This window comes from Marinobacterium sedimentorum (assembly GCF_024267675.1).
GTDB classification, from domain to species: domain Bacteria; phylum Pseudomonadota; class Gammaproteobacteria; order Pseudomonadales; family Balneatricaceae; genus Marinobacterium_A; species Marinobacterium_A sedimentorum.
Genome location: NZ_JALDYX010000048.1, coordinates 1 through 23,231 on the forward strand (window position 1 = coordinate 1; position 23,231 = coordinate 23,231).

The following is a 23,231-nucleotide window of genomic DNA, read 5'->3' on the forward strand; positions in this document are numbered from 1 at the left end:
AGCACTGTCTTCGGGAGGCAGGGGTCGTAGGTTCAAATCCTGTTACCCCGACCAAATCTGATCGAATCATCCGCTTATCAAACAGACCGAGTCACCGCCTCAGTTGGACAATACCCGGCCTGCCATGCGGTAATCACCAGATGCAGTTGCAGCTCGCGACCCAGACTCCCTCACTGATACAGCACCCGATTCAGCACCGCTGATTCAGCACCACATCAGCCGCCACATTTTTGTAAAACCTGCCGACAGCGACCAGCCTTCAGCTGCGCACCTCATAATCAGCACAAATAAACGCTGCACCCATCGCAACAGACCCGACAACGCCCTCTATTTCTTCATATTCAGAACCCAAATCAGCCGGTTCAGACGCACAGGTTATAACCCTTCCGAGATTTTTTCCCTCTTCCCACTGCCAGAGCTCTTAAAAATAAGGCAGACTAATTCACTAAAGAAAACCAAGCCTGCCCCGCCTTGGTGAACATACACGGATGATATTAAACGGAGGGCCGCATTCATGAGCAACATTGAATGGCAAGAGCACGATTCCGGCAACTTCAGCGATCTGCCAACCCAGACCTATGGCAGCCCCTCTCTCGCGATATACAAGACGTATTCTGGCCCATAAATTGCTTATTAATTCTAGTGCGGACGATTTGATTTATTCGCAGGTTGCTAATTATCGAATTAATCAACGCATTCTGCTGGTAATCACCAAAACGGGCATATTTCAAACCTATAATAAAGACCAATGCCCTATTTTGGTGCGATCACTGTAATTAGGAAGAGTATCTAAAAAGGCCTCAGTCATGAGCATAGATTGGAAGCAGTACGACAGCGGTGGTTTCTTTGATGAATTAATCAGTTCCCCCGGCAACGCCCGAGCACCGGCGCGCAAGCTGGCCAACTACCTGGCCAGCCTAGATGAAGAAGAGCTTGAGAAACGTCGCCTTATGGCCGAGGCGACCATCCAGGAAATGGGAGTCAGCTTTACCGTTTATACCGAAGAAGGAAACATAGACAGGGCCTGGCCCTTTGACCTTATCCCCCGAACCATTTCCCGCAAGCAATGGGACAAGACCGCCGCCGGACTGAAACAGCGCCTGCGTGCACTGAACATGTTCATCAACGACCTGTACCACGATCAGAATGTAATCAATGATGGCATCATTCCCCGCCACCTGATCGAGAATTCCGTCAACTTTCGCCCCGAGTGTGTCGGCGTAACGCCGCCCCATGGCGTCTGGGCCCATATCTGCGGCACCGACCTGGTGCGCGATGGCGATGGCGAATTCTATGTACTGGAAGACAACCTGCGGGTGCCCTCGGGCGTGTCCTACATGCTGGAAAACCGCGCCATCACCAAACGGGTACTGCCGGAGCTGTTCGAAAACGACAATATCATGCCGATTGATGACTATCCGGCGAAGCTGTTCGATACCCTGGCCGCCCTGTCACCGCGCCAGGTCAAACAACCCGAAATAGTGGTTCTGACCCCCGGCATCTTCAACTCGGCCTACTTTGAGCACGCCTTTCTGGCCCAGCAGATGGGCGCAGAACTGGTAGAGGGCAGCGACCTGGTGGTCAATGAAGATGACCTGGTATTCATGCGCACCATCGACGGTCTGACCCGGGTGGATGTAATCTACCGCCGCATCGACGATCTCTTCCTTGATCCCGAAGTCTTTGACAAGGATTCAGTGCTGGGCGTGCCTGGCCTGATGCGCGCCTGGAAAGCCGGTAACGTGGCGCTGGCCAATGCACCAGGCGCAGGCGTTGCCGATGACAAGGTCATCTACGCCTATGTACCGCAGCTCATCAAGTATTACCTCGATGAGGAACCGCTGCTGCGCAACGTAAAGACCTTCCTGTGCGAGAACGACGAAGACCGCGCCTACGTGCTGGAGAACCTGGACAAGCTGGTGGTCAAGCCGGCCAACGAATCCGGCGGTTATGGCATGCTGGTCGGCCCCCACTCCACCAAGAAGGATCAGGCCAAATTTGCCGAACTGATCAAGTCCAACCCGCGTAACTATATCGCCCAGCCCACCCTGGCGCTCTCAACCGCGCCCACCCTGGTGGACAACAACAAGCTTGAGCCGCGCCATCTCGATCTGCGCCCCTTTATTCTGCAGGGCAAGGACGTCTATGTGACCACCGGCGGGCTGACCCGCGTGGCCATGAAAAAGGGCTCCCTGGTGGTGAATTCATCCCAGGGTGGCGGCAGCAAGGATACCTGGATCGTTGATACGGAGGCCAAATGATGCTGTCCCGTGTAGCTGAAAGAATTTACTGGGCGGCGCGCTATCTGGAGCGCGTCGAAAATACCGCACGCCTGGTCAGCGTCTACGACAACCTGCTGTTCGACCTGCCCCGCAGCGTGAATATCGGCTGGTTCAACCTGGTCATCATCAACAGCGGTACCGAGCTGTTTTTTGAGCGCTACAAGGTACAGGACGAGCGTAATGTGGTGAAATTCACCCTCGCCGACGACACCAACCCCAGCTCCATGCTGTCGTCCCTCACCATGCTGCGTGAAAACATCCGCACGGCCCGCGACGTGCTGCCGGCCGAAGCCTGGGAGCTGGTCAACGAACTGCTGCTGTTCGCCCGCAACGATATACAGCAGGGCATCAACCGCAACGGCCGCCATGCCTTTCTTAACGGCATCATCGAGGGCTGCCAGGGCATCAACGGCCTGCTGCTCGGCACCATGAGCCGCGATGCGGCCTGGCACTTCATGCGCCTGGGCTGCAATCTGGAGCGCGCCGACATGACCACCCGCCTGCTGGACGCCGGCGCCGCCGTGCTGCAGCTGTCGGAGGACAACGACACCACCAACCTGCCGCAGATTGTATGGGGCAACGTACTGCGCTCCGGCAGTGCCTACATGGCCTACCGTCGCACCATGCGCACAGCGGTCAACGGCACCGATGTGGCGCACTTTCTGCTCGGTGACGAACACTTCCCGCGCTCCGTGAGTTTCTGCCTCGACCAGATCAGCTCCGCCACCGCCAGGCTGCCCAGCGCCGGCAAGCGCTACTCATCCATCAAGCCACAGCTACCAAAACATGACATCAGGGACGGCTATTGCATGAGTCCTGATTTCCGTGACTACCTGAACGATCAGCAATTAGTGCTGGCCGAGGCCCATAACAATATTGCAAGCAACTGGTTTGCTCACGACTAGGGGTCAAGATGACTATTCGGACCAAGATTCACCACCTGACGCGATACAAGTTTGACCGTCACGTGAACCTGGCGCCCCATGTGTTGCGCCTAAGGCCAGCGGCCCATTCAAGAACCCAGATTCACAGCTATTCGCTCAAGGTCACACCGGAAAACCACTTTATCAATTGGCAGCAGGATCCGTTCGGCAACTTTCTGGCCCGGCTGGTGTTCCCGGAAAAGACCACTGAGCTGTGCATAGAAGTTGAAGTCATCGCCGACATGACGGTGATCAATCCGTTCGACTTCTTCGTCGAAAAGTATGCCGAGCATTTCCCGTTCGAGTACGACGAAAGCCAGCAGAAGGAACTGGCGCCCTACCTCGAATGCACCGAACCCGACAGCCCGCTGCTGCAGGAATGGGTTGCATCGGTACCGCGGGAGAAGATGCCGATCAACGACTTTATGGTGTCGCTCAATCAGCGCCTGCAACAGGACATTAGCTACGGCCTGCGCTTTGAAGCCGGCATTCAGAGCTGCCAGGAAACCCTGGAGCTGAAAAAGGGCTCATGCCGCGACAGCGCCTGGCTGATGGTGCAGATCCTGCGCAGCCTCGGGCTGGCTGCGCGCTTTGCCTCCGGCTACCTGATTCAGCTCAGCTCGGACGTAAAATCCCTCGACGGTCCCAGCGGCCCTGAAGCTGACTTCACCGACCTGCACGCCTGGTGCGAAATCTATATCCCGGGTGCCGGCTGGATCGGCCTGGATCCCACCTCGGGCCTGATGACCGGCGAAGGACATATTCCCCTCGCCTGCACCCCGGACCCGGCCTCCGCCGCCCCCATCAGTGGTGCCATGGACGAGTGCGAAGTCGAATTCGAGTACAGCAACAAGGTTTATCGCATCCATGAAGACCCGCGGGTCACCAAACCCTACGCCGAGGAGCAGTGGCAGGAAATCCAGGCCCTGGGCGAGGCCGTAGACGCGGATCTGGATGCGCTGGACGTCCGCCTGACCATGGGCGGCGAGCCGACCTTCGTCTCCGTCGATGATATGGAGTCCGCGCAGTGGAACACTGAAGCCCTTGGGGCCGACAAGCTGCGCCTCGCCAAAACGCTGCTGCTGCGTCTGCGTGATCGTTTCGCACCCGGTGCCGTGCTGCATTACGGCCAGGGCAAATGGTACCCGGGCGAGGAAACACCGCGCTGGGCGCTGGGCTGTTTCTGGCGCCAGGACGGCGAGCCGCTGTGGCACAATCCCAAACTGCTGGCACGGGTCGATCAGGATCTGGGGCACAAACTGGAAGATGCCGAGCGCTTTATCGGGCGCCTGTGCGCCAACCTTGACGTATCGGACAAGCACATACACCCGGCCTACGAGGATGCACTGCATTACCTCGACCGGGAACAACAACTACCTGCCAACCTTGACCCGCTCAAGGCAGACCTGTCGGACGACCTCGAACGCCAGCGCCTTGCCAGGCTGCTGCAACGTGGCCTGAATACGGCCACGGGCTATGTGCTGCCGCTGGGCCGGGATGATCTGGGCGAGCGCTGGCGCAGCTGCAGCTGGGAGATGCGACGCGGTGCCCTGGTGCTGATCCCGGGCGATGCCCCGCTGGGCTTTCGCCTGCCGCTCAACTCCCTGCCCTGGGTGAGCAAGGAAGAGCGCGAGATTGAACCCGACCCCGATCCCTTTGCCGAACATCCGCCGCTGAAAAGCACTGTCTACGACATCAACCGCTTTTCCGCAGGCCATGCCCAGTCCAGCATGAAGGCCGCACCGGAGCCCGCCAGCACCAAGGGCGCAACAGCCGCCAGCAAGGTGCTGCACACGGCGCTGTGCGTGGAAGCGCGCAATGGTCGCCTGCACCTGTTCCTGCCGCCGATCAATGCACTGGAGTCCTATGTTCTGCTGATCAGCGCCATTGAGCGCACCGCAGCCGAACTCGAACTGCCGGTGGTGCTTGAAGGTTATGAACCGCCCAAAGACGCCCGCCTGCTGCGCCTGCTGGTCACGCCGGATCCCGGCGTTATCGAGGTCAATATTCACCCGGCCAATAACTGGCGCGAACTGACCGACAACATGACCACCCTCTATGAGGAGGCACATCAGGCCCGCCTTGGCACCGAGTCTTTTATGGTGGATGGCCGCCACAGCGGCACCGGCGGCGGCAACCATATCACCCTGGGCGGCGCCACGCCCAAGGACAGCCCGCTGCTGCGCAGGCCGGATATACTGCGCAGCCTGGTGACCTACTGGCAGCATCACCCCAGCCTGTCGTACCTGTTTTCCGGCATGTTTATCGGCCCCACCAGCCAGGCTCCCCGAGTCGACGAGGGCCGCGATGAGGCACTCTATGAACTCGAGATTGCCTTCCAGCAGATGCCGGAAGGACTGGTCGATCAGCCCTGGCTGATCGACCGTCTGATGCGCAACCTGCTGGTCGACATCACCGGCAATACCCACCGTTCGGAATTCTGCATCGACAAGCTCTATGCCCCCGGCAGCGCCACCGGGCGCCTGGGCATCCTGGAATTCCGCGGCTTTGAAATGCCACCCCATCCGCGCATGGCGCTGGTGCAGGCACTGCTTATACGCGCCCTGCTGGTACGCTTCTGGAAAGAGCCGTACCACAAGCCGCTGGTACGCTGGGGCACCGAGCTGCACGACCGCTTCATGCTGCCGCACTACACCTGGGCCGATGTACAGGACGTGGTAAAGGATTTGCAGCAGCATGGCTGCCCGTTCCAGCTCTCCTGGCTGGCGCCATTCGAAGAGTTCCGCTACCCGCACTATGGCCGCGTGAACATCGACGATATCAACCTGGAGCTGCGCTGGGCCATCGAACCCTGGCATGTGCTGGGCGAGGAAATCAGCAGCTTTGGCACCTCCCGCTATGTCGACTCGTCGCTGGAGCGCCTGCAGGTCAAAGTTAACGGCCTGACCGAAGGCCGCTACGTGCTGGCCTGCAATGGGCGTCGTGTACCGCTGCGCAACACCGGCCGCAAGGGCGAGTATGTTGCCGGCGTGCGCTACCGTGCCTGGCAGCCACCGTCGGCACTGCACCCCACCATAGGCGTGCATGCCCCCCTGGTATTCGATCTGATCGATACCTGGAACGGCCAGTCCATCGGCGGCTGCACCTACCATGTGCGCCATCCGGGCGGGCGCAGCTACGACAGCTTCCCGGTCAACGGCTTTGAAGCCGAAGCCCGGCGGGTCAACCGCTTCTGGGAATTTGGCCATACGCCTGGGCCCCAGGAGCCGCTGTCGCAATTTGATGCCATTCGCGATTTCTTTCCTCACCAGAAAGCACCGCACCCGATGGCACCTCCTCCGGAAGAGCCCACCAACGAGTATCCCCACACCCTGGATCTGCGCCGTCAGCCATAGGCTGACGACCGCAGGCCCCCGGTCTCGGGTATACTATGCTGAACCTTCCTGACAACACCTCTCGACGAGACAGGTTCACGCCGAATGAGCTTTTCCCAACAGCAACAATCAGACCAGGGCAATGCCCTGGTTTACCCGCGTCCTGCGGGGCTCATGGATGAGGTTTACGCTCCCGATGGCAGCATGCGCAGCCACTGGGAGTACTTACTGGACAGCCTGAATGTTCTGGGCCCCGACGCCCTGAATGATCGCCAGCGCAAGGCCGAACGCATCCTGCGGGATGACGGCGCCACCTATATGCTGTCCAGCGCATCCCTGGCCAGTCACACCTGGGGGCTGGATCCGGTGCCACTGCTGATCGGCAGTGAAGAATGGAGCCAGATCGAAACAGGCCTGAGCGAGCGTGCCGAACTGCTCGATCTGCTGCTCAAGGATATCTACGGCCCCCGTGAGCTGCTGCGCTGCGGCATACTGCCGGCAGAGCTGATCTACAGCCACAGCGGCTTTCTGCGCCCCTGCCAGGACATCAAGCTGCAGGGCGACCATCAGCTGATCCTGCACAGCGCCGATATGGTGCGCGGTGCCGACGGCAACATGGTCATCATCGGTGACCGTACCCAGACGCCTAGCGGGGCGGGCTATGCCCTGGAAAACCGCACCGTCATGCGGCGCGTTTTCCCAAGCCTGTTCCGCGACAGCCACGTACACCGGCTGTCGCTGTTCTTTACCACCTTGCGCCACACCCTGACGCGTCTCGCCCCGCCGGGCAACCTGGCCGGTGGCGAGCTGCCCAGCATCGTCATACTGACGCCCGGTGCCTACAGCGAGACCTACTTCGAACACACCTACCTGGCCAACTACCTGGGCTACCCCCTGGTCCAGGGCGGCGACCTGACGGTACGCAACGGCTACGTCTGGATGAAATCCCTCGATGGCCTCATCCGGGTGGATATCATACTGCGGCGCGTCGACGACAGCTTCTGCGATCCGGTCGAGCTCAAGAGCGATTCGCGCCTCGGCGTGCCGGGGCTGCTGGAAGTGGTGCGCTCGGGCCGGGTCGTGGTGGCCAACCCCATGGGCAGCGGCGTACTGGAAAACACCGCGCTGCTGAAATACATGCCGCAAATCAGTCAGTTTTTCCTCGGACACGAACTGCAGCTGGCCTCGGTCAAGACATACTGGTGCGGCGACTCCAACGATCTTGCCCATGTGCTGGCCAATATCGACAAACTGGTCATCAAGCGCTGTGCGCGCCGTGCCGGCGAGTTCAGTATCTTTGGCTGCGATCTGCCTGCCGGTGAACGTCAGCAGCTGATTGAGCGTATCCGGCTTAATCCGCTGCACTATACGGCGCAGGAATACGCAGCCCCCTCCTCGGCACCCAGCTGGCACAAGGGCGCCATGCACTCGCGTCCCTCGGTGCTGCGCAGTTTCTCGGTCGCCGGCGAAGGCTCCTATTCGGTAATGCCAGGCGGCATGACCCGGGTGGGCATCGCTAACGACAGTCGCCTGATTTCCAACCAGCTCGGCTCCCTCAGCAAGGACACCTGGGTACTGGCCTCGGAGCCGGAAAAACAGCTGACCCTGCAGGCCGGTCCTGGCGGCGAAAGCCTCAGCCAGATCCATCAGTACACCACCCTGCCAAGCCGCATGGTGGAAAACCTGTTCTGGATGGGGCGTTATTCCGAGCGCGCCGACGCCGCCATCCGTGTACTGCGCACCGTGTTTGTCCAGCTCAACAGCGCAGTCATTCTGCCCAAGGGCGCCGAACGGCTGTTGCTGCGGGCGGTCTCCGAGGTGACTCTGACTCTGCCGGGCTTCACCAAGGACAATCTGGAGCTGCTGCGCAAGCCAGAACCGGAACTGCTGTCGGTGATCAGCGATGCCCAGCGTACCGGCAGCGTCAAGGCGTCACTGATTGCCATGCTCAACTGCGCCGAGGAGGTCAAGGAACTGCTCTCGGCCGATATTCAGCGCATTATCAACGACATACGCGATGAGCTGAACGGCCTGGAAAACGCCGTGGCCCGCGGCATGGCATCGGCGCCGGAAGAAACTCTGGACCCGCTGATCTCTGCCCTGCTGGCCCTGAGCGGCCTCTATCAGGACAGCATGTTCCGCGGCCTGGGCTGGCGCTTCCTGCAGATCGGCCGCCGGCTTGAAAAAGCCCAACAGGTGGCCTCACTTCTGCGTCACCTGCTGGTGCCGGTCAATGTCGACCCCAGCGAGCCGCTGGCACTGGAGTCAGCACTGCTGTCGACCGAAGCCCTGAACACCTACCGCCGTCGCTTCCGGGCTGAAACCAATATTATCAGTGGCCTGGGCCTGCTACTGATTGATCGCAGTAATCCGCGCTCCCTGATCTATCAGCTCGACAAGCTGTTCAAGGACCTGAGCGAGCTGCCCAATCGCGGCAAGGGGCCGGAACTGCCGCGCAATCAGCGCCTGGTACTGGAAATCTCTGCGGCGGTGCGCCTGGCCGACATGCGCACCCTGGCCGCAGTGGATGAAAAACTGCAAAGCCGCGTCCAGCTCGACAAGCTGCTGCAGCAAGTACAGCAGCGTCTGAACGAAACCGCCGTGGCGGTGAGTGAAGACTTCTTCGATCACACCGGCGGCCCTCAGCAGCTGGTGAACACCGGGTGGAATGGCGAACTATGATCTACCGCATCCGACATCTGACCGAGTACGAATACCAGCAGCCGGTCAGCCTGTGCTACAACTTGGCCCATCTGCAGCCACGCAATACCAGCTATCAGAACTGCCTGAGCAGCAAGCTGCAGATCAGCCCCATGCCGGCCTACAGCCGCAAGCGCAAGGACTACTTCGGCAACAACATAGTGCACTTTTCCATAGAGGTGCCCCATCGCAAACTGTCGGTCGAGATTACCAGCGACATTCGCATTGACGAGGGCCGCGCCAGCCCCGAGCTGAACCTGGACCTGGGCAGTACCTGCGCCCAGGCACTGGAGGCGCTGAAGACCAACCAGAGCAAATCCACCCTGGTGGCACGCGAGTTCGTGCTCGACTCGCCGATGATCAAGGCCATGGATGCACTGCGCGACTATGCAGCGCCCTCCTTCACCCCCGACCGGCCGCTGCTCTCGGCCGCCCGCGATTTGACGCACCGCATTTTTACCGACTTCACCTACGACCCGACCTTCACCACAGTGGCAACACCACTGTCCGATGTGCTGCAGCACCGCCGTGGCGTCTGCCAGGACTTTGCCCACCTGGCCATCGGCTGCCTGCGGGCGCTGGGTTATCCTGCGCGCTATGTCAGCGGTTATCTCGAAACCCTGCCGCCGCCAGGACAGGTGAAAATGGTGGGGTCGGACGCCTCCCACGCCTGGTTCTCGCTCTATTCGCCGGAAGAAGGCTGGTTCGAGTTCGACCCCACCAACGACAACATGCCGGCCGAGCAGCACATCACCACGGCCTGGGGCCGGGACTACTCCGATGTCGCGCCGCTGCGCGGCGTGCTGTTTGACGGCGGCAAACCCCAGGCGCCCCGGGTCGCGGTGGACGTACAGCGCCTGGAGGGGTGACGCGAATTCACCTGCCTGGGCTTAAATCAGTATCGCGCTGCGGCGGTTTTCTCCTAAAATGCGAACCCCGGGGCCTGTAGCAGAGCGCCATCCGCAACGCGGTCGGCCCGCCAGTCCCTCAATTTGTGATCACGAGGTTTTATCCGATGCCCAAAGCATCCGAACTCAAGCGGGGCCATGTTGTCGAGCTCAATGGGCATGTCTATGTGGTGCAACAGGTCGATGTGCGCAACCCCACCTCCCGTGGCGCCAGCACCCTGTACAAGATTCGTTTCAACCTGCTGCCTGAAGGCGGCAAGCACGAGGTCACCTTCACCGGCGACGATCTGGTCAAGAACGTTTCGCTGGAGCGGCGCAAGGTTTCCTACCTGTACCGCGAAGACGACCTCTTCACCTTCATGGACGCCGAAGACTACAGCCAGTACTACCTCAACGGCAGCAGCATCGAAGGCCAACTGCCGTTTCTGAGTGACGGGCTTGAAGGCATAGTTGCGCTGCTGATCGAAGGCGATATCGTCACCATCGAATTGCCCGCCACCGTTATTATGGAAGTGGCCGAGTGCGTGCCCGGCATGCAGGCGGCAAGCGCCACCGGCCGTACCAAACCTGCCATAATGACCAACGGACTTGAGCTGCAGGTACCGGAATACATCAAGCAGGGCGAGAAGATCAAGATCAATACTGAGACAGGGAAGTTCATGACCCGCGCCTGATATTGCCTACTAGAAGCAACCGCGCCGGATAACGCCGTGTTATCCGACCAGGAAAATGAAACCCCAGGGAGCCTCATCACCGATGCGTAAAGTGACCAAAGCCATAATCCCCGTTGCCGGACTCGGCACCCGCGTTTTGCCCGCCAGCAAGGCTATCCCCAAGGAAATGCTGCCGGTCGGCGACAAGCCGGTCATCCAGCGTGTGGTGGAAGAAGCCATAGCCGCAGGCATTACCAAGATTATTCTGGTGACGCGCTCCGGCAAGGAAGCCATTGAAAACCACTTCGATGCTCACTACGAGCTCGAAGCCCAGCTAGAAATCAAGGGCAAGATCGCCGAACTTGCGTCTGTACGCAACATCCAGCCGCCTGAAGTGGAAATCATCTCGGTACGTCAGCCCAGTGCCCAGGGCCTTGGCCACGCGGTACTCTGCGCCGCCGGTATTATCGGCGACGAACCCTTCGCGGTCATGCTGCCGGACGTACTGATCAACAACCGCACCGCGGATAGCGGCCACGTCGACATGGCCGGCATGATGGCCGCCTTCAGCCGCAATGAGCATCCGCAGATCATGGTGGAGCCGGTGCCGTACGAACACGCCGAGCGCTACGGCATTGTCGATTGCGCGGGCGCAGTCCTGCAGGGCGGTGATGCGCACCCGATTCAGGGCATGGTGGAAAAGCCGGCCCCGGGCACGGCGCCGTCAAACCTGGCGATCGTGGGCCGCTATATACTGCCGGCGCGCATTATGCAGCTGCTCAAAAACACCCCGCGCGGTGCCGGCGGTGAAATCCAGCTGACCGACGCCATGGCCGCATTGCTCAAGGAAACGCCGATGGAGGCCTACCATATGGAGGGCAAGTCCTATGACTGCGGCAACAAGCTGGGCTACCTGCAGGCCAACATGGTCTACGGCCTGCAAAGCCCACACACAGGCCCGCAGCTGCGAGAATTTCTCAAGCAGCAGCTCGACGAGCTGGATCAGGCCTGACCCTGTCTGACTGAAAAGGGGTTGCGTGCTCTGCACGCAACCCCTTTTTAAATGCTGTCATACTCTCTTCAGACCGACGGGCCATAATAGGCCCGGTACCAGTCAACGAACTTGCCGACACCCTCCTCCAGCCCCACCGTCGGGCTAAACCCGGTCTGATGGTGCAGCGCTTCGGTTGAAGCCCAGGTACGCGCTACATCGCCAGGTTGCATGGGCAGGAAATTCTTGCGCGCCTCCATCCCCAGGGCAAGCTCCAGTGTCCGGATAAAATCCAGCAGCCCCACCGGCTGACCCGCACCTATGTTGAAGATCCGGTACGGCGCCGAGCTCTGCCCACGACTGCCCTGCTCCGGCGTCCAGCCGGGCTGCACTGCGGGAATCTGATCCAGCACCTGCACCACACCCTCGACGATATCATCGATGTAGGTGAAGTCACGGCTCATGTCCCCCTGGTTGTAGACATCAATCGCCTCGCCGGCGCTGATGGCGCGGGCAAACTTGATCGGCGCCATATCCGGGCGCCCCCAGGGACCGTAAACGGTAAAAAAGCGCAGCCCGGTGGCAGGCAGACCATAGAGGTGGGAATAAGAATGCGCCAGCAGCTCGCCGGACTTCTTGGTGGCGGCGTAAAGCGACACCGGATGATCAACCGCATCCGACTCGGCAAAGGGAACCTGGGTATTGAGCCCGTAGACCGAGCTCGACGAGGCATAGACCAGATGCGCCACCTGCTGAGCCCTGCAGCCTTCGAGCACATTCAGCAAGCCCGCCAGATTTGCATCCATATACGCATGGGGGTTTTCCAGCGAATAGCGCACACCCGCCTGGGCCGCTAGATGAATAACCCGATCAAAGCGCTGAGCAGCAAAGAGCGCCTCCATCCCAGACCTGTCCGCCAGATCCACGCCCACAAAGCGAAAACCCGCCTGGGGCCTCAGCAGCGCGAGACGCGCCTGCTTAAGCGCCGGATCATAGTAGTCGTTCAGACTGTCCAGCCCCAGTACCTGGCAGCCTTCCAACAGCAGGCGCCTGGCCACATGGAACCCGATAAAACCCGCAACTCCGGTGATGAGAACCTTCATCTGCCTACCCTTGACTCAACCCATGCAGCAGAAGCACCCTTGCCCCTGTCCTTGAACGCGCACTATAACACTAACAGCTCCCGGCCCTTAAGCCCGCTACCCTGCAAAAAGAAACTGTCATCAAAAGCCGGCAGACTCTGAGCATCAGCCCACACTAGCGCTAGTCTTCAGAACATCTCTGTAAGCTATGAAAATCACGGTATTTGGCAGTAACTATGCTGGTCTGATCAAGGACACCTGCCTGGCGGACGTTGGCCATGATATTCTGTGTATTGATGTCGATCAGGCCAAGATCGATGACCTGAATCAGGGGCGCCTGCCGATATACGAGCCCGGCCTTGAGCCCATGCTCAAGCACAACCACAGCGAAGGCCGGCTGCAGTTCAGCACCTCGGCACGCGGTGTCGCCCAGGGCCAGCTGCAGTTTATTGCCGTGGGCATGCCGCCCGATGACGATCGGTTCCGCGGATCTGCATCACGTGCTGACGGTGGCCCGTAGCATCGGCAGCCACATAACCGACTACTAGGTGGTGGTCGACAGGTCCGCCGTCCCCGCGGGTACCGCAGACCGGGTACGCGAGGAAATCCGCAGTGTATTGTCCGCACGCCAGACCCGCCCCGAGTTTGATGTCTGTTCCAACCCTGAGTTTCTCAAGGAAGGCGCGGCCATCGAGGACTTCACCAAGGCGGCCCGCATCGTCATCGGCACCGACAGCGAGCGGGTGCGTGGCCTGATGCGCGAGTGCTAAGGCCCCTATAACCGCAACCGCGACAAACTGATGTTCATGGATCTGCGCGCCGCCGAGCTGACCAAGTATGCCGCCAACGCCATGCTCGCCACCAAGATCAGTTTCATGAACGAGCTGGCCCAGCTGGCCGAGCGCCTGGGGGTCGACATAGAACAGGTACGCCAGGGTATCGGCTCGGATCCGCGCATTGGCTATCACTTTATCTACCCCGGCTGCGGCTATGGCGGCTGCTGCTTCCCCAGGGACGTCAAAGCGCTCACGCGCACGGCGCTGGATGTCGGCCACGACACACCCTTGCTTAACGCCGTGGAACGAGTCAACCAGCAGCAGAAACAGACCCTGTTCCACAAACTGCAGCAGGGCCGGACAGGGACCTGAGTGGCAAGCGCATCGCCATCTGGGGTCTGGCATTCAAGCCCAATACCGACGATATGCGCGGGGCGCCTGCGCCGTTCTACCTCCTACATCCCTGTAGTCATGTGCACAAGCGCCAGGGATGGCTTGAATGCCGTTTTTGCCGGGAGCAAAAAACGGCCAATGCACCCGCAGGATGACCGCCAAGGATGGCGGAAATGGCATTTTTGCAGGAGCAAAAAATGCCAAAATACATCCATGTATAAACCCTGCTCCTGTGCATCCCTGCACCCGCAGGATAAATACATCCATGTATAAAAAAGGCCACTCAGTTGAGTGGCCTTTTTATTACATCTATCAAGTACATCAGCGTGCAGACTTGCAACACCCTCGTCCTGCGCCTTGCCCGGCCATAGCGCACACCGGTAAAAAATCAGGACCCCTAGCAGGGCCCTGACGCCAAGGTTTTGGAAGTGGGTCTTTCCAAAGTGCTACAGCACCAAGCGACGGATATCGCTCAGCAGACTGTTCAGATAGGTCAGGAAGCGTCCTGCATCCCCACCATTAATTGCCCGGTGGTCATAGGACAGACACAGCGGCAGCATCAGGCGCGGCTCGAATTCCTTGCCATTCCAGCGCGGCTCGATGTCGGCCTTGGATACACCCAGGATGCCAACTTCCGGCGCCGGCACGATCGGCGTAAAGCCGGTACCGCCAATGCCACCCAGGCTCGAGATGGTAAAGCAGCAGCCCTGCATCTCGTTGGGTTTCAGCTTGCGATCCTTGGCCTTGCCAGCCAGCTCGTTCGCCTCCCGGGACAGTTCGTAGATGGACTTCTTGTCCGCATCCTTGATTACCGGCACCATCAGGCCGTTCGGCGTATCCACCGCCAGACCGACGTTGATGTATTTCTTCAGCACTATGTGCTCGCCATCGGCGTGCAGTGAGGCGTTGAACTTGGGGTTCTCCTTCAGCGCCTGAGCCACCGCCTTGATGATGAACGGCAGCGGCGTGAGCTTGACGCCCTCTTTCGCTGCGGCATCCTTCATTTCCTTGCGGAAGGCTTCCAGGTCGGAGATGTCCGCCTTGTCGAACTGGGTCACGTGCGGCACGTTGAGCCAGCAACGGGTCATGTTCGCCGCCGTCACCTTGGCAATCTTGCTCATCTTCTGCATTTCGATCTCGCCAAACTGGCTGAAATCGATCGCAGGGACGGCCGGAATACCGGAGCCGGAGGTAACACCACCACCAGTAGCAGCAGGCTTCTCGGCCAGCGCCTTGAGCGATGTCTTGACGTAGTTTTGTACGTCTTCCTTGACGACACGACCACGACGGCCAGAGCCTGTAACCAGCGACAGATCAACCCCGAACTCGCGGGCAATGGCGCGAACGGCCGGGCCTGCGTGCACGGCACGGTTCTTCTGTTCCAGTGCCTGGTTAACCGTCGCGCCCGCTGCCGCCTTGGCAGGTGCAGCAGGTGCGGGAGCCGCAGGTGCCGCAGGTGCCGCAGCCGGAGCCGGAGCGGCCGCAGCAACAGGCGCCGCGACAGCGGCACTACCGGCCACTTCCAGCGTGATGATCAGATCACCTTCGTTACAGGTACCACCGGCACTGATGCTGACGGACTTGACGGTACCACCCTTGGGCGCCGGCACTTCCATCGAGGCCTTGTCGGTTTCCACTGCGATCAGGCTGTCGCCCTCAGCAATGACATCGCCGACCTTGACCAGGACTTCAACCACGTCCACATCGGTCGCACCGCTGAGGTCCGGCACCCGAACTTCTTCGATACCACCGGCTACAGCCGGAGCTGCCGCGACAGGCGCAGGAGCGGCGGCCGCGGGTGCAGCGGCCGGAGCCGAAGCCGGAGCCTCGGTCGCCGGCGATGCACTGCCCGCGACCTCCAGCGTCAGGATCAGGTCACCTTCATTGCAGGTGCCACCGGCCACAATCTTGACCTCCTTGACCGTGCCACCCATCGGGGCCGGCACTTCCATGGAGGCCTTGTCGGTTTCCACCGCGATCAGGCTGTCGCCCTCGGCAATGACGTCACCGGCCTTGACCAGGACTTCAACCACGTCAACATCGGTGGCACCGCTGAGATCCGGTACCCGGACCTCTTCAACGCTTGCAGCAGCCGGAGCCGCGGCAGGTGTTGCCGCCGCGGGGGCCGGAGCCGCCGCAGGGGCAGCGGCTGCAGGAGCCGCTGCTGCAGGAGCTTCAGGGGCCGCTGCCGCGCCCGTTTCCAGAACCAGAATCTGGTCACCTTCGTTGCAGGTGCCGCCTTCCTTGATAATCACTTCCTTGACCGTACCGCCATGGGTGGACGGTACTTCCATTGAGGCCTTGTCGGTCTCAACGGCAATCAGGCTGTCGCCCTCGGCGATAACATCGCCCACCTTGACCAGTACCTCAACAACATCGACATCCGAGGCGCCACTGAGGTCTGGAACGCTAATTGTGATTGTGCTCACGATAATGTCCTCTACTAATTCTCAACCGTTACGAAGTTCACAGGAGCCTTAAACGGTCCAGGGCGCCGGTTTTTCCGGGTTCAGATTGAACTTCTGCATCGCCTTGGCAACATCGGTTGCAGGCACCTTGCCTTCTTCCTGCAGCGCCTTGAGCGCAGCCAGAACGACGTAGTAACGGTTAACTTCGAAGAACTCACGCAGCTTGGTACGCGTATCGGAACGGCCGAAACCATCGGTACCCAGCACCTTGTAGCGGTGCGGAATAAACTCGCGCAGCTGGTCGGCAAACATGCGCATGTAATCGGTCGAGGCGATAACCGGACCTTGACGGTCCTTCAGGCACTCGGTCACGTACGGAACGCGCGGCTCGTCGGTCGGGTGCATCATGTTCCAGCGATCAGTCGCCTGAGCCTCACGGCGCAGTTCGTTGATCGAGGTGGTGCTCCAGACGTCGGCTTCGATGCCGAACTCTTCACGCAGTATCACCGCCGCTTCACGCACTTCACGCAGGATGGTGCCACAGCCCATGAGCTGTACCTTGAGGTCGGCTTTCTTGCCTTCTTCAAGCAGGTACATGCCCTTGATGATGCCCTCTTCCGCACCCACCGGCATTTCCGGATGGCTGTAGTTCTCGTTCATCGTGGTGATGTAGTAGAAGCGGTTTTCCTGCTTCTTGTACATGCGCTCAAGGCCGTCCTGGACGATGACAGAGACTTCATAGGCGTAGGTCGGATCATAGCTGACGCAGTTCGGGATCATCTGCGCCATCAGGTGGCTGTGACCATCCTGGTGCTGCAGGCCTTCGCCGTTCAGGGTGGTACGACCGGAGGTTGCGCCGATCAGGAAACCACGCGCCTGGCTGTCGCCGGCCGCCCAGATCAGATCCATGACGCGCTGGAAACCGAACATCGAGTAGAAGATGTAGAACGGCACCATCGGGCAGTTGTTGTTGCTGTAAGAGGTGGCACAGGCCAGCCAGGCAGAGAATGCGCCAGCTTCGTTGATACCCTCTTCCAGCACCTGACCGGTCTTGGATTCCTTGTAGAACATGATCTGGTCAGAGTCATGCGGTACATAACGCTGGCCAGCCGAGGTGTAGATACCCAGCTGACGGAACATGCCTTCCATACCAAAGGTACGGGCTTCGTCCGGAACGATCGGCACTATACGGTTGCCAATCTGCTTGTCCTTGACCAATACGTTCAGCACACGGTTCAGGCCCATCTGCGTCGAGAGCTCACGCTCACCGCTGGATTTCAACTGGCTGGCGAAAGCCTCAAGCGGCGGCGTTTCCAGCACTTCAAACTCAGTACGGCGGGTCGGATAGAAACCACCGAGCTGCTTGCGGCGCTCGAACATGTACTTCATTTCCGCGGAATCCGGCGACGGACGGTAATACGGAACGTCAGTCAGCTGTTCATCGGTCAACGGAATATTGAAGTTGTCGCGGAAGGCCCTGAGGTCGTCCATCGCAACTTTCTTGATGGAGTGGGTATCGTTCTTCGCCTGGCCGGAAGTACCAGTACCGTAGCCCTTGACGGTCTGCGCCAGGATAACGGTGGGCTGCCCCTTGTGCTGATAGGCAGCCTGGTAAGCGGCATAGACCTTGTACGGGTCATGACCACCGCGGTTCAGGTTCATGATGTCCTGATCGGACATGTCCTTCACCATCTCGAGCAGTTCCGGGTACTTGCCGAAGAAATGCTCGCGGGTATAGGCACCGCCGTTGGCCTTGTAGTTCTGCAGCTCGCCGTCACAGACTTCGTCCATGCGCTTTTGCAGCAGGCCAGTCGTATCTTTCTCCAGCAGCGGATCCCAGTGGCGGCCCCAGAGGCACTTGACCACGTTCCAGCCGGCGCCGCGGAAGATGCCTTCGAGCTCCTGCACAATCTTGCCATTACCGCGAACCGGGCCGTCGAGGCGCTGCAGGTTGCAGTTGATAACGAAGATCAGGTTTTCGAGCTGTTCACGGCCAGCCAGGGAGATGGCACCCAAAGTTTCCGGCTCGTCACACTCACCGTCGCCCAGGAAAGCCCAGATCTTGCGATCACCGCGATTGATCAGGCTGCGGGCAGACAGGTAGCGCATCACGTGCGCCTGGTAGATCGCCTGGATCGGCCCCAGACCCATGGACACGGTCGGGAACTGCCAGAAGTCCGGCATCAGCCAGGGGTGGGGATAGGACGACAGACCGTTGCCGTCCACTTCGCGACGGAAGTTGTCTAGCTGTTCTTCGGTCAGACGACCTTCAAGGTAGGCGCGGGCGTAAATACCGGGGGAAATATGCCCCTGGAAAAACACCATGTCGGCATCCTGCTCGCCTTCATTGCCGCGGAAAAAGTAGTTAAAGCCAATATCGTACAGCGTGGCGGACGACGAGAAGCTGGAGATGTGACCCCCCAGACCTTCCTTGTTATCGTTGGCGCGCATGACCATCGCCATCGCGTTCCAGCGAATAAAGGAACGGATACGACGCTCAACAAACAAATCGCCCGGCATGCGACTTTCGTCTTTGGGGGCTATAGTGTTGCGGTATGGGGTCGTAGTGGCACCGACGCTACCTACGCCGATATCAGCGGCCTTGCGCCCCAGCTGCTTGAGAATAAACCGTGCACGATCATCGCCGTCGCTTTTGGCAACAGACTCCAGTGCATCCAACCATTCATGGGTTTCTATCGGATCAATATCTTCAACGAATTCTTGCACTTTGCTTTCTCCACTCATTCTTATTCGAGCAGTCAATCCCACGTAAGCGTTAAGACGGAACAGCCTGTTGTTCAGGCTCTCCCGCGCCCTACCATCTTCTCGTTCTTATTATCTTGTAGTATTACTACAAAATGGCGTCATTATTATGCACATATTGGATATTGATGGCAACAAAACCGTCCAAAGACTGCATTTTTGTAGTAATAATACCGAACTAAAATAGGCGCTTCCTCAGCTCTGGCAGGCTTGCTGCGACTGCGGGCTCCAGTACCAACCCGCGTTACAATCCAACGTCGTGAAATTGCGACGTCGCGCCTCAAAAAATACCGTCAAACACCGGCATTGGCCCGGCGCAGCGCACGTTCCTGACGGGTATTTTCCCGTTCTCCCTCCAGCAGCGCCTCTTCGACGTAGGCGATATGATGGTGGGCGGCCTTACGCGCGTTGTCCGGCTCACCGGCAAGGATAGCAGTCATCAGCACTCGGTGCTGGTCATGGATTTTCTCCCGGTAACCGGGCCTGGGGTAAATGTTCAGCAGGTTATCGGTAATGTGTTGGCGCAACAGGCTGAAGAGCGCACGCATCATGTGCAACAGCACCATGTTGTGGGTCGCCGCAGCGATGGCGAGATGGAACTCAACATCAGCGTCCACCTCCTTGCTGAACTCCTTGCTAAGGTGAAAGCGCTGCAGCTCATCATAGCGCGTCTGAATCTCTTCCCGATCGGCGGCGGTACTGCGCAGCGCCGCATAGTAGGCCGATACACCTTCAAGGGCGTGGCGGAACTCCAGCAGATCATACTGCGCTTCCGGATGCGTCTTGAACAACTCAAGCAACGGATCGGAAAACGAAGCGCCCAGCTCTTCGGAAACATAGGTGCCGCCGCCCTGGCGGCTCACCAGCAGACCACGGGCCGCCAGTTTCTGCACCGCTTCACGCAGTGATGGACGTGAAACATCAAACTGCCTGGCCAGCTCCCGCTCGGGCAGCAGCTTCTGACCCGGCTTAAGCGTACCCTCAAGAATCATTTCCTCCATCTGCTGCACTATGACATCGGAAATTTTGGGTTGTTTTACCCGCTGATAGGCCACCTTAATCCACTCCCCGCTGCACAAAAACCATGATAAAACCCTAATAAAACCGCCATGTTACGGCGCTTTTTAACTGGGCGCCTATAGTTGTAACTCAACGAATAAGCACAGGCCGATGCAAAAATTGGTAATACCAGTTTTCTACCTTATCAAGTCGTTGATATCAAGACCCTCGCCTGCAGCGTTAACAAATACGGGAGATTTCTTTTTAGTGGTGAAAATGTTGACAAGCACTGTACATAAAAAATACAGTAGCAACACTACCGAGGTAAATTGGTAAGACCAATTTAGGCTTTGAGCCCCCCCGGTCGTATGCGAAAGTACCGAATTCCAACAAAAATAATCAGCTCCAGCCCGAGGACACTTCATGAAGAAATTTTCCAAAAGCCTCATGTCCGCTGCCGTCATCAGCGCCATCTTCACCGGCAGCGCCTTCATGGTCGCCAGCCCCCTGGCACTGGCCGCCGACAAAGTGCTGCTGAAAACCCCCATTGCATTTGGGACCAACCTGCCGGCGCTTGGCACCACCATTACCTGGGTCGCAGAGCGGCTCGACAAGGTCAGCGACGGCAATATCCGCATGAAGGTCTATGAGCCTGGCAAGCTGGTCAGCCCGCCGGAGATCCTCGATGCGGTATCGTCCGGCAAGGTGAACTCAGGCTATGCCACCGCCGGTTACTGGCAGGGCAAGATCCCCGCCGCAGCGCTGTTCTCCGCCGTGCCCTTTGGCCCTGAAGCGGGTGAGTACATGGCCTGGCTGTATTACGGTAACGGCATGAGCCTGTACCAGGAGATGTACGACAGCGCCGGCTTTAACGTCAAGGTGCTGCCCTGCGCCATCCTGTCTCCGGAAACCTCGGGCTGGTTCGCCAAGCCGATCGAAAAGCCGGAAGACCTGCAGGGCCTGAACATGCGTTTCTTCGGCCTGGGTGCCTCGGTGATGGAGAAACTCGGTGTAGGTACAGTTCAGCTGCCGGGCGGTGAGATCTTCGGTGCGCTGGAGAAAGGCGCCATCGATGCCACCGAGTTCTCCCAGCCGGCCATCGATCAGCGCCTGGGGCTGAGCAAGATCGTCAAGTACAACTACTTTCCGGGCTGGCATCAGCAGGCCACCATCTTCGAGCTTTTGATCAACAAGGACAGCTGGAACGGCATGAGCGAAGGCCAGCAGGCCACGATCGAGACCACCTGCATGGCATCCATGACCAACTCGGTGGCCGAAGGCGAGGCCATGCAGTTCCCGGTGATGGCCAAGGCCCAGGAAGATGGCGTGCATATCCGCTACTGGAACCAGACCATGCTGGATACCTTCAAGAGCAAATGGGATGAGGTGGCGATCGAGAAGTCCGCTGAAGATCCCTTCTTCAAGAAGGTCTGGGATGACCTGAGCACCTTCCGCACCGGCTACGATCTGTGGGAAGCCAACGCCTTCCTGCCGCGCAGCCGCCCCGAGTAAGAGCACCGCCGGGGCGCCATGCCCCGGCCTTTTTACGCCTCCCGTCCTTATCCTGAACTTGAAGGTCGTTCCCGGTGACTCACAAAGACACCCCCTCTACGGACACTGTCGCCCTGGCGGATTGCATCGACCGCCTGATTCAGCGCGTTACGCTCACCATTGGCTGGAGCTATGTGCTGCTGGTACTGGTGATCATCCTGCAGGTGACGTTGCGCAAGGGCTTCTCCCATGGCCTGATCGCGCTGGAAGAACTGCAATGGCACCTCTATGCGATCGGCGTGATGTTTGGCCTGTCCTATGCCCAGACCACCGATGCCCATATCCGCGTTGATTTGTTCCACAGCAGTTTCAAAACCCGCAGCAAGCGGCTGATCGAAATCCTTGGCATCCTGTGCCTGCTGTTGCCCTTTATCGCGGTTATTTTCCTGCACAGCCTGGATTTTCTGTACGACTCCTACCGTATCAACGAAAGCTCCTCGGCCCCCTCGGGCCTGCCCTGGCGCTGGCTGATCAAGGCCGTGATTCCGGTCAGTTTTGCGCTGCTGGCGCTGGCGGTGCTGTCGCGCCTCTATCGTGAAACTGTACTGCTGCTGCGGGGGGAATAAGAAAAATGGATATCAATGAAATTCTTGTTATCGCGATGTTTCTGTCCTTTATCGCGCTGCTGTTTACCGGCTTTCCGGTCGCCTGGGTGCTGGGTGGCCTGGGCATACTGTTCGCCTTTATCGGCCAGCTGGCCGACACCTATTTCGATACCATTACCGGGCTCGACTACCTGACCCTGGGTCTGGTGGTGAACCGCCTCTACAAGATCATGGACAACTGGATCCTGGTGGCGCTGCCGATGTTTATCTTCATGGGCATCATGCTCGACAAGTCCGGCGTGGCCGAGCGCCTGATGCACTCCATGCAGGAACTGTTTGGCCGGGTGCGCGGCGGCCTGGCGATTACCGTCACCGCCATCGGCATCATCCTGGCGGCCTCCACCGGCATTATCGGCGCCTCGGTGGTGCTGCTGGCGGTGATGTCGCTGCCGGCCATGACCAAGCAGGGGTACGCCATGCCGCTGGCGCTGGGCACCATCGCCTCGGCCGGCACCCTGGGTATCTTGATTCCGCCCAGCATCATGCTGGTGATCATGGCCGACCAGCTGGCGCTGTCGGTGGGTGATCTGTTCATGGGGGCGGTGATCCCGGGTCTGATGCTCGGCGGTCTCTATATCGTTTATATCCTGATCTACGGCCTGATCAAGCCCCAGGCAGCGCCCGTACCGGTGGATGCCAAACCCGTGACCTGGCCCATTGTCTTCAACGTGCTGCGGGCGGTATTGCCGACCCTGCTGCTGATCTTTGTGGTGCTGGGCTCGATCTTTGGCGGCATCGCCACCCCGACCGAAGCCTCAGGCGTCGGTGCGCTGGGCGCCACCCTGCTGGCGGCCTACAACCGCAAGTTCAGCGTCAAGGTGCTCAAGGATGTGGTCAAGGGCACCACCAATACCACCGCCTA

Annotated in this window: 14 protein-coding genes and 1 pseudogene; 11 read left to right on the top strand and 4 right to left on the bottom strand. The window is 59.4% G+C overall.

All coding sequences use genetic code 11. From position 1 onward, the window contains the following. Positions 1-806: 806 nt before the first annotated feature. The 7 genes from MRS74_RS22215 to galU all read left to right on the top strand — a co-directional run bounded on the left by MRS74_RS22215 (position 807) and on the right by galU (position 11,813). A complete protein-coding gene (locus MRS74_RS22215; protein ID WP_254582478.1) occupies positions 807-2,261 on the top strand; it encodes a circularly permuted type 2 ATP-grasp protein in 1,455 nt (484 codons plus the stop codon). Continuing rightward, complete coding sequence (locus MRS74_RS22220) at positions 2,258-3,187, top strand: alpha-E domain-containing protein (RefSeq protein WP_254582479.1); 930 nt, start codon at positions 2,258-2,260, stop codon at positions 3,185-3,187. Before MRS74_RS22215 ends, MRS74_RS22220 begins: the two co-directional genes overlap by 4 nt. A gap of 8 nt (positions 3,188-3,195) precedes the next feature. Further along, a complete protein-coding gene (locus tag MRS74_RS22225; protein WP_254582480.1) occupies positions 3,196-6,561 on the top strand; it encodes a transglutaminase family protein in 3,366 nt (1,121 codons plus the stop codon). Positions 6,562-6,645: 84 nt separating this feature from the next. Further along, a complete protein-coding gene (locus tag MRS74_RS22230; RefSeq protein WP_254582481.1) occupies positions 6,646-9,222 on the top strand; it encodes a circularly permuted type 2 ATP-grasp protein in 2,577 nt (858 codons plus the stop codon). Then, positions 9,219-10,109, top strand: coding sequence for a transglutaminase family protein (locus MRS74_RS22235; protein WP_254582482.1), 891 nt, complete (start codon positions 9,219-9,221; stop codon positions 10,107-10,109). The genes MRS74_RS22230 and MRS74_RS22235 overlap by 4 nt, the downstream gene beginning before the upstream one ends. Positions 10,110-10,255: 146 nt before the next feature. After that, entirely contained in the window at positions 10,256-10,822 is a 567-nt protein-coding gene (gene efpL / locus MRS74_RS22240; protein WP_254582483.1) for an elongation factor P-like protein EfpL, read from the top strand. A gap of 82 nt (positions 10,823-10,904) precedes the next feature. Then, complete coding sequence (gene galU / locus MRS74_RS22245; protein ID WP_254582484.1) at positions 10,905-11,813, top strand: UTP--glucose-1-phosphate uridylyltransferase GalU; 909 nt, start codon at positions 10,905-10,907, stop codon at positions 11,811-11,813. Positions 11,814-11,881: 68 nt separating this feature from the next. Here the strand turns inward: galU and MRS74_RS22250 are convergent, their stop codons facing one another. Next, the gene (locus tag MRS74_RS22250; protein ID WP_254582485.1) at positions 11,882-12,895 is read right to left on the bottom strand and encodes an NAD-dependent epimerase; all 1,014 of its coding nucleotides are present in this window, start codon (positions 12,893-12,895) and stop codon (positions 11,882-11,884) included. A gap of 187 nt (positions 12,896-13,082) precedes the next feature. On the opposite strand from MRS74_RS22250, the pseudogene MRS74_RS22255 reads away from it, so the two are divergent. Further along, positions 13,083-14,093: pseudogene (locus MRS74_RS22255) on the top strand (UDP-glucose dehydrogenase family protein); the annotation flags it as partial. 396 nt (positions 14,094-14,489) lie between these two features. Here the strand turns inward: MRS74_RS22255 and aceF are convergent. The 3 genes from aceF to pdhR all read right to left on the bottom strand — a co-directional run bounded on the left by aceF (position 14,490) and on the right by pdhR (position 20,269). Beyond that, positions 14,490-16,472 (bottom strand): dihydrolipoyllysine-residue acetyltransferase, encoded by a 1,983-nt coding sequence (gene aceF, locus MRS74_RS22260; protein WP_254582486.1) that lies wholly within the window; start codon positions 16,470-16,472, stop codon positions 14,490-14,492. A 48-nt stretch (positions 16,473-16,520) separates the two neighbouring features. After that, a complete protein-coding gene (aceE, locus tag MRS74_RS22265; RefSeq protein ID WP_254582487.1) occupies positions 16,521-19,196 on the bottom strand; it encodes a pyruvate dehydrogenase (acetyl-transferring), homodimeric type in 2,676 nt (891 codons plus the stop codon). A gap of 311 nt (positions 19,197-19,507) precedes the next feature. After that, positions 19,508-20,269: a pyruvate dehydrogenase complex transcriptional repressor PdhR gene (gene pdhR, locus MRS74_RS22270; RefSeq protein ID WP_254582488.1), complete on the bottom strand. Its 762-nt coding sequence runs from the start codon at positions 20,267-20,269 to the stop codon at positions 19,508-19,510. Between the two features lie 367 nt (positions 20,270-20,636). Here pdhR and MRS74_RS22275 point away from each other — a divergent pair, with 367 nt between their 5' ends. The 3 genes from MRS74_RS22275 to MRS74_RS22285 all read left to right on the top strand — a co-directional run. Next, the gene (locus MRS74_RS22275) at positions 20,637-21,725 is read left to right on the top strand and encodes a TRAP transporter substrate-binding protein (protein WP_254582489.1); all 1,089 of its coding nucleotides are present in this window, start codon (positions 20,637-20,639) and stop codon (positions 21,723-21,725) included. Positions 21,726-21,799: 74 nt separating this feature from the next. Beyond that, on the top strand, positions 21,800-22,330 hold the full coding sequence (locus MRS74_RS22280) for a TRAP transporter small permease subunit (RefSeq protein ID WP_254582490.1): 531 nt from the start codon (positions 21,800-21,802) through the stop codon (positions 22,328-22,330). Positions 22,331-22,335: 5 nt separating this feature from the next. Beyond that, the coding region (locus MRS74_RS22285) for a TRAP transporter large permease (RefSeq protein WP_254582491.1) at positions 22,336-23,231 on the top strand (896 nt) is incomplete at its 3' end.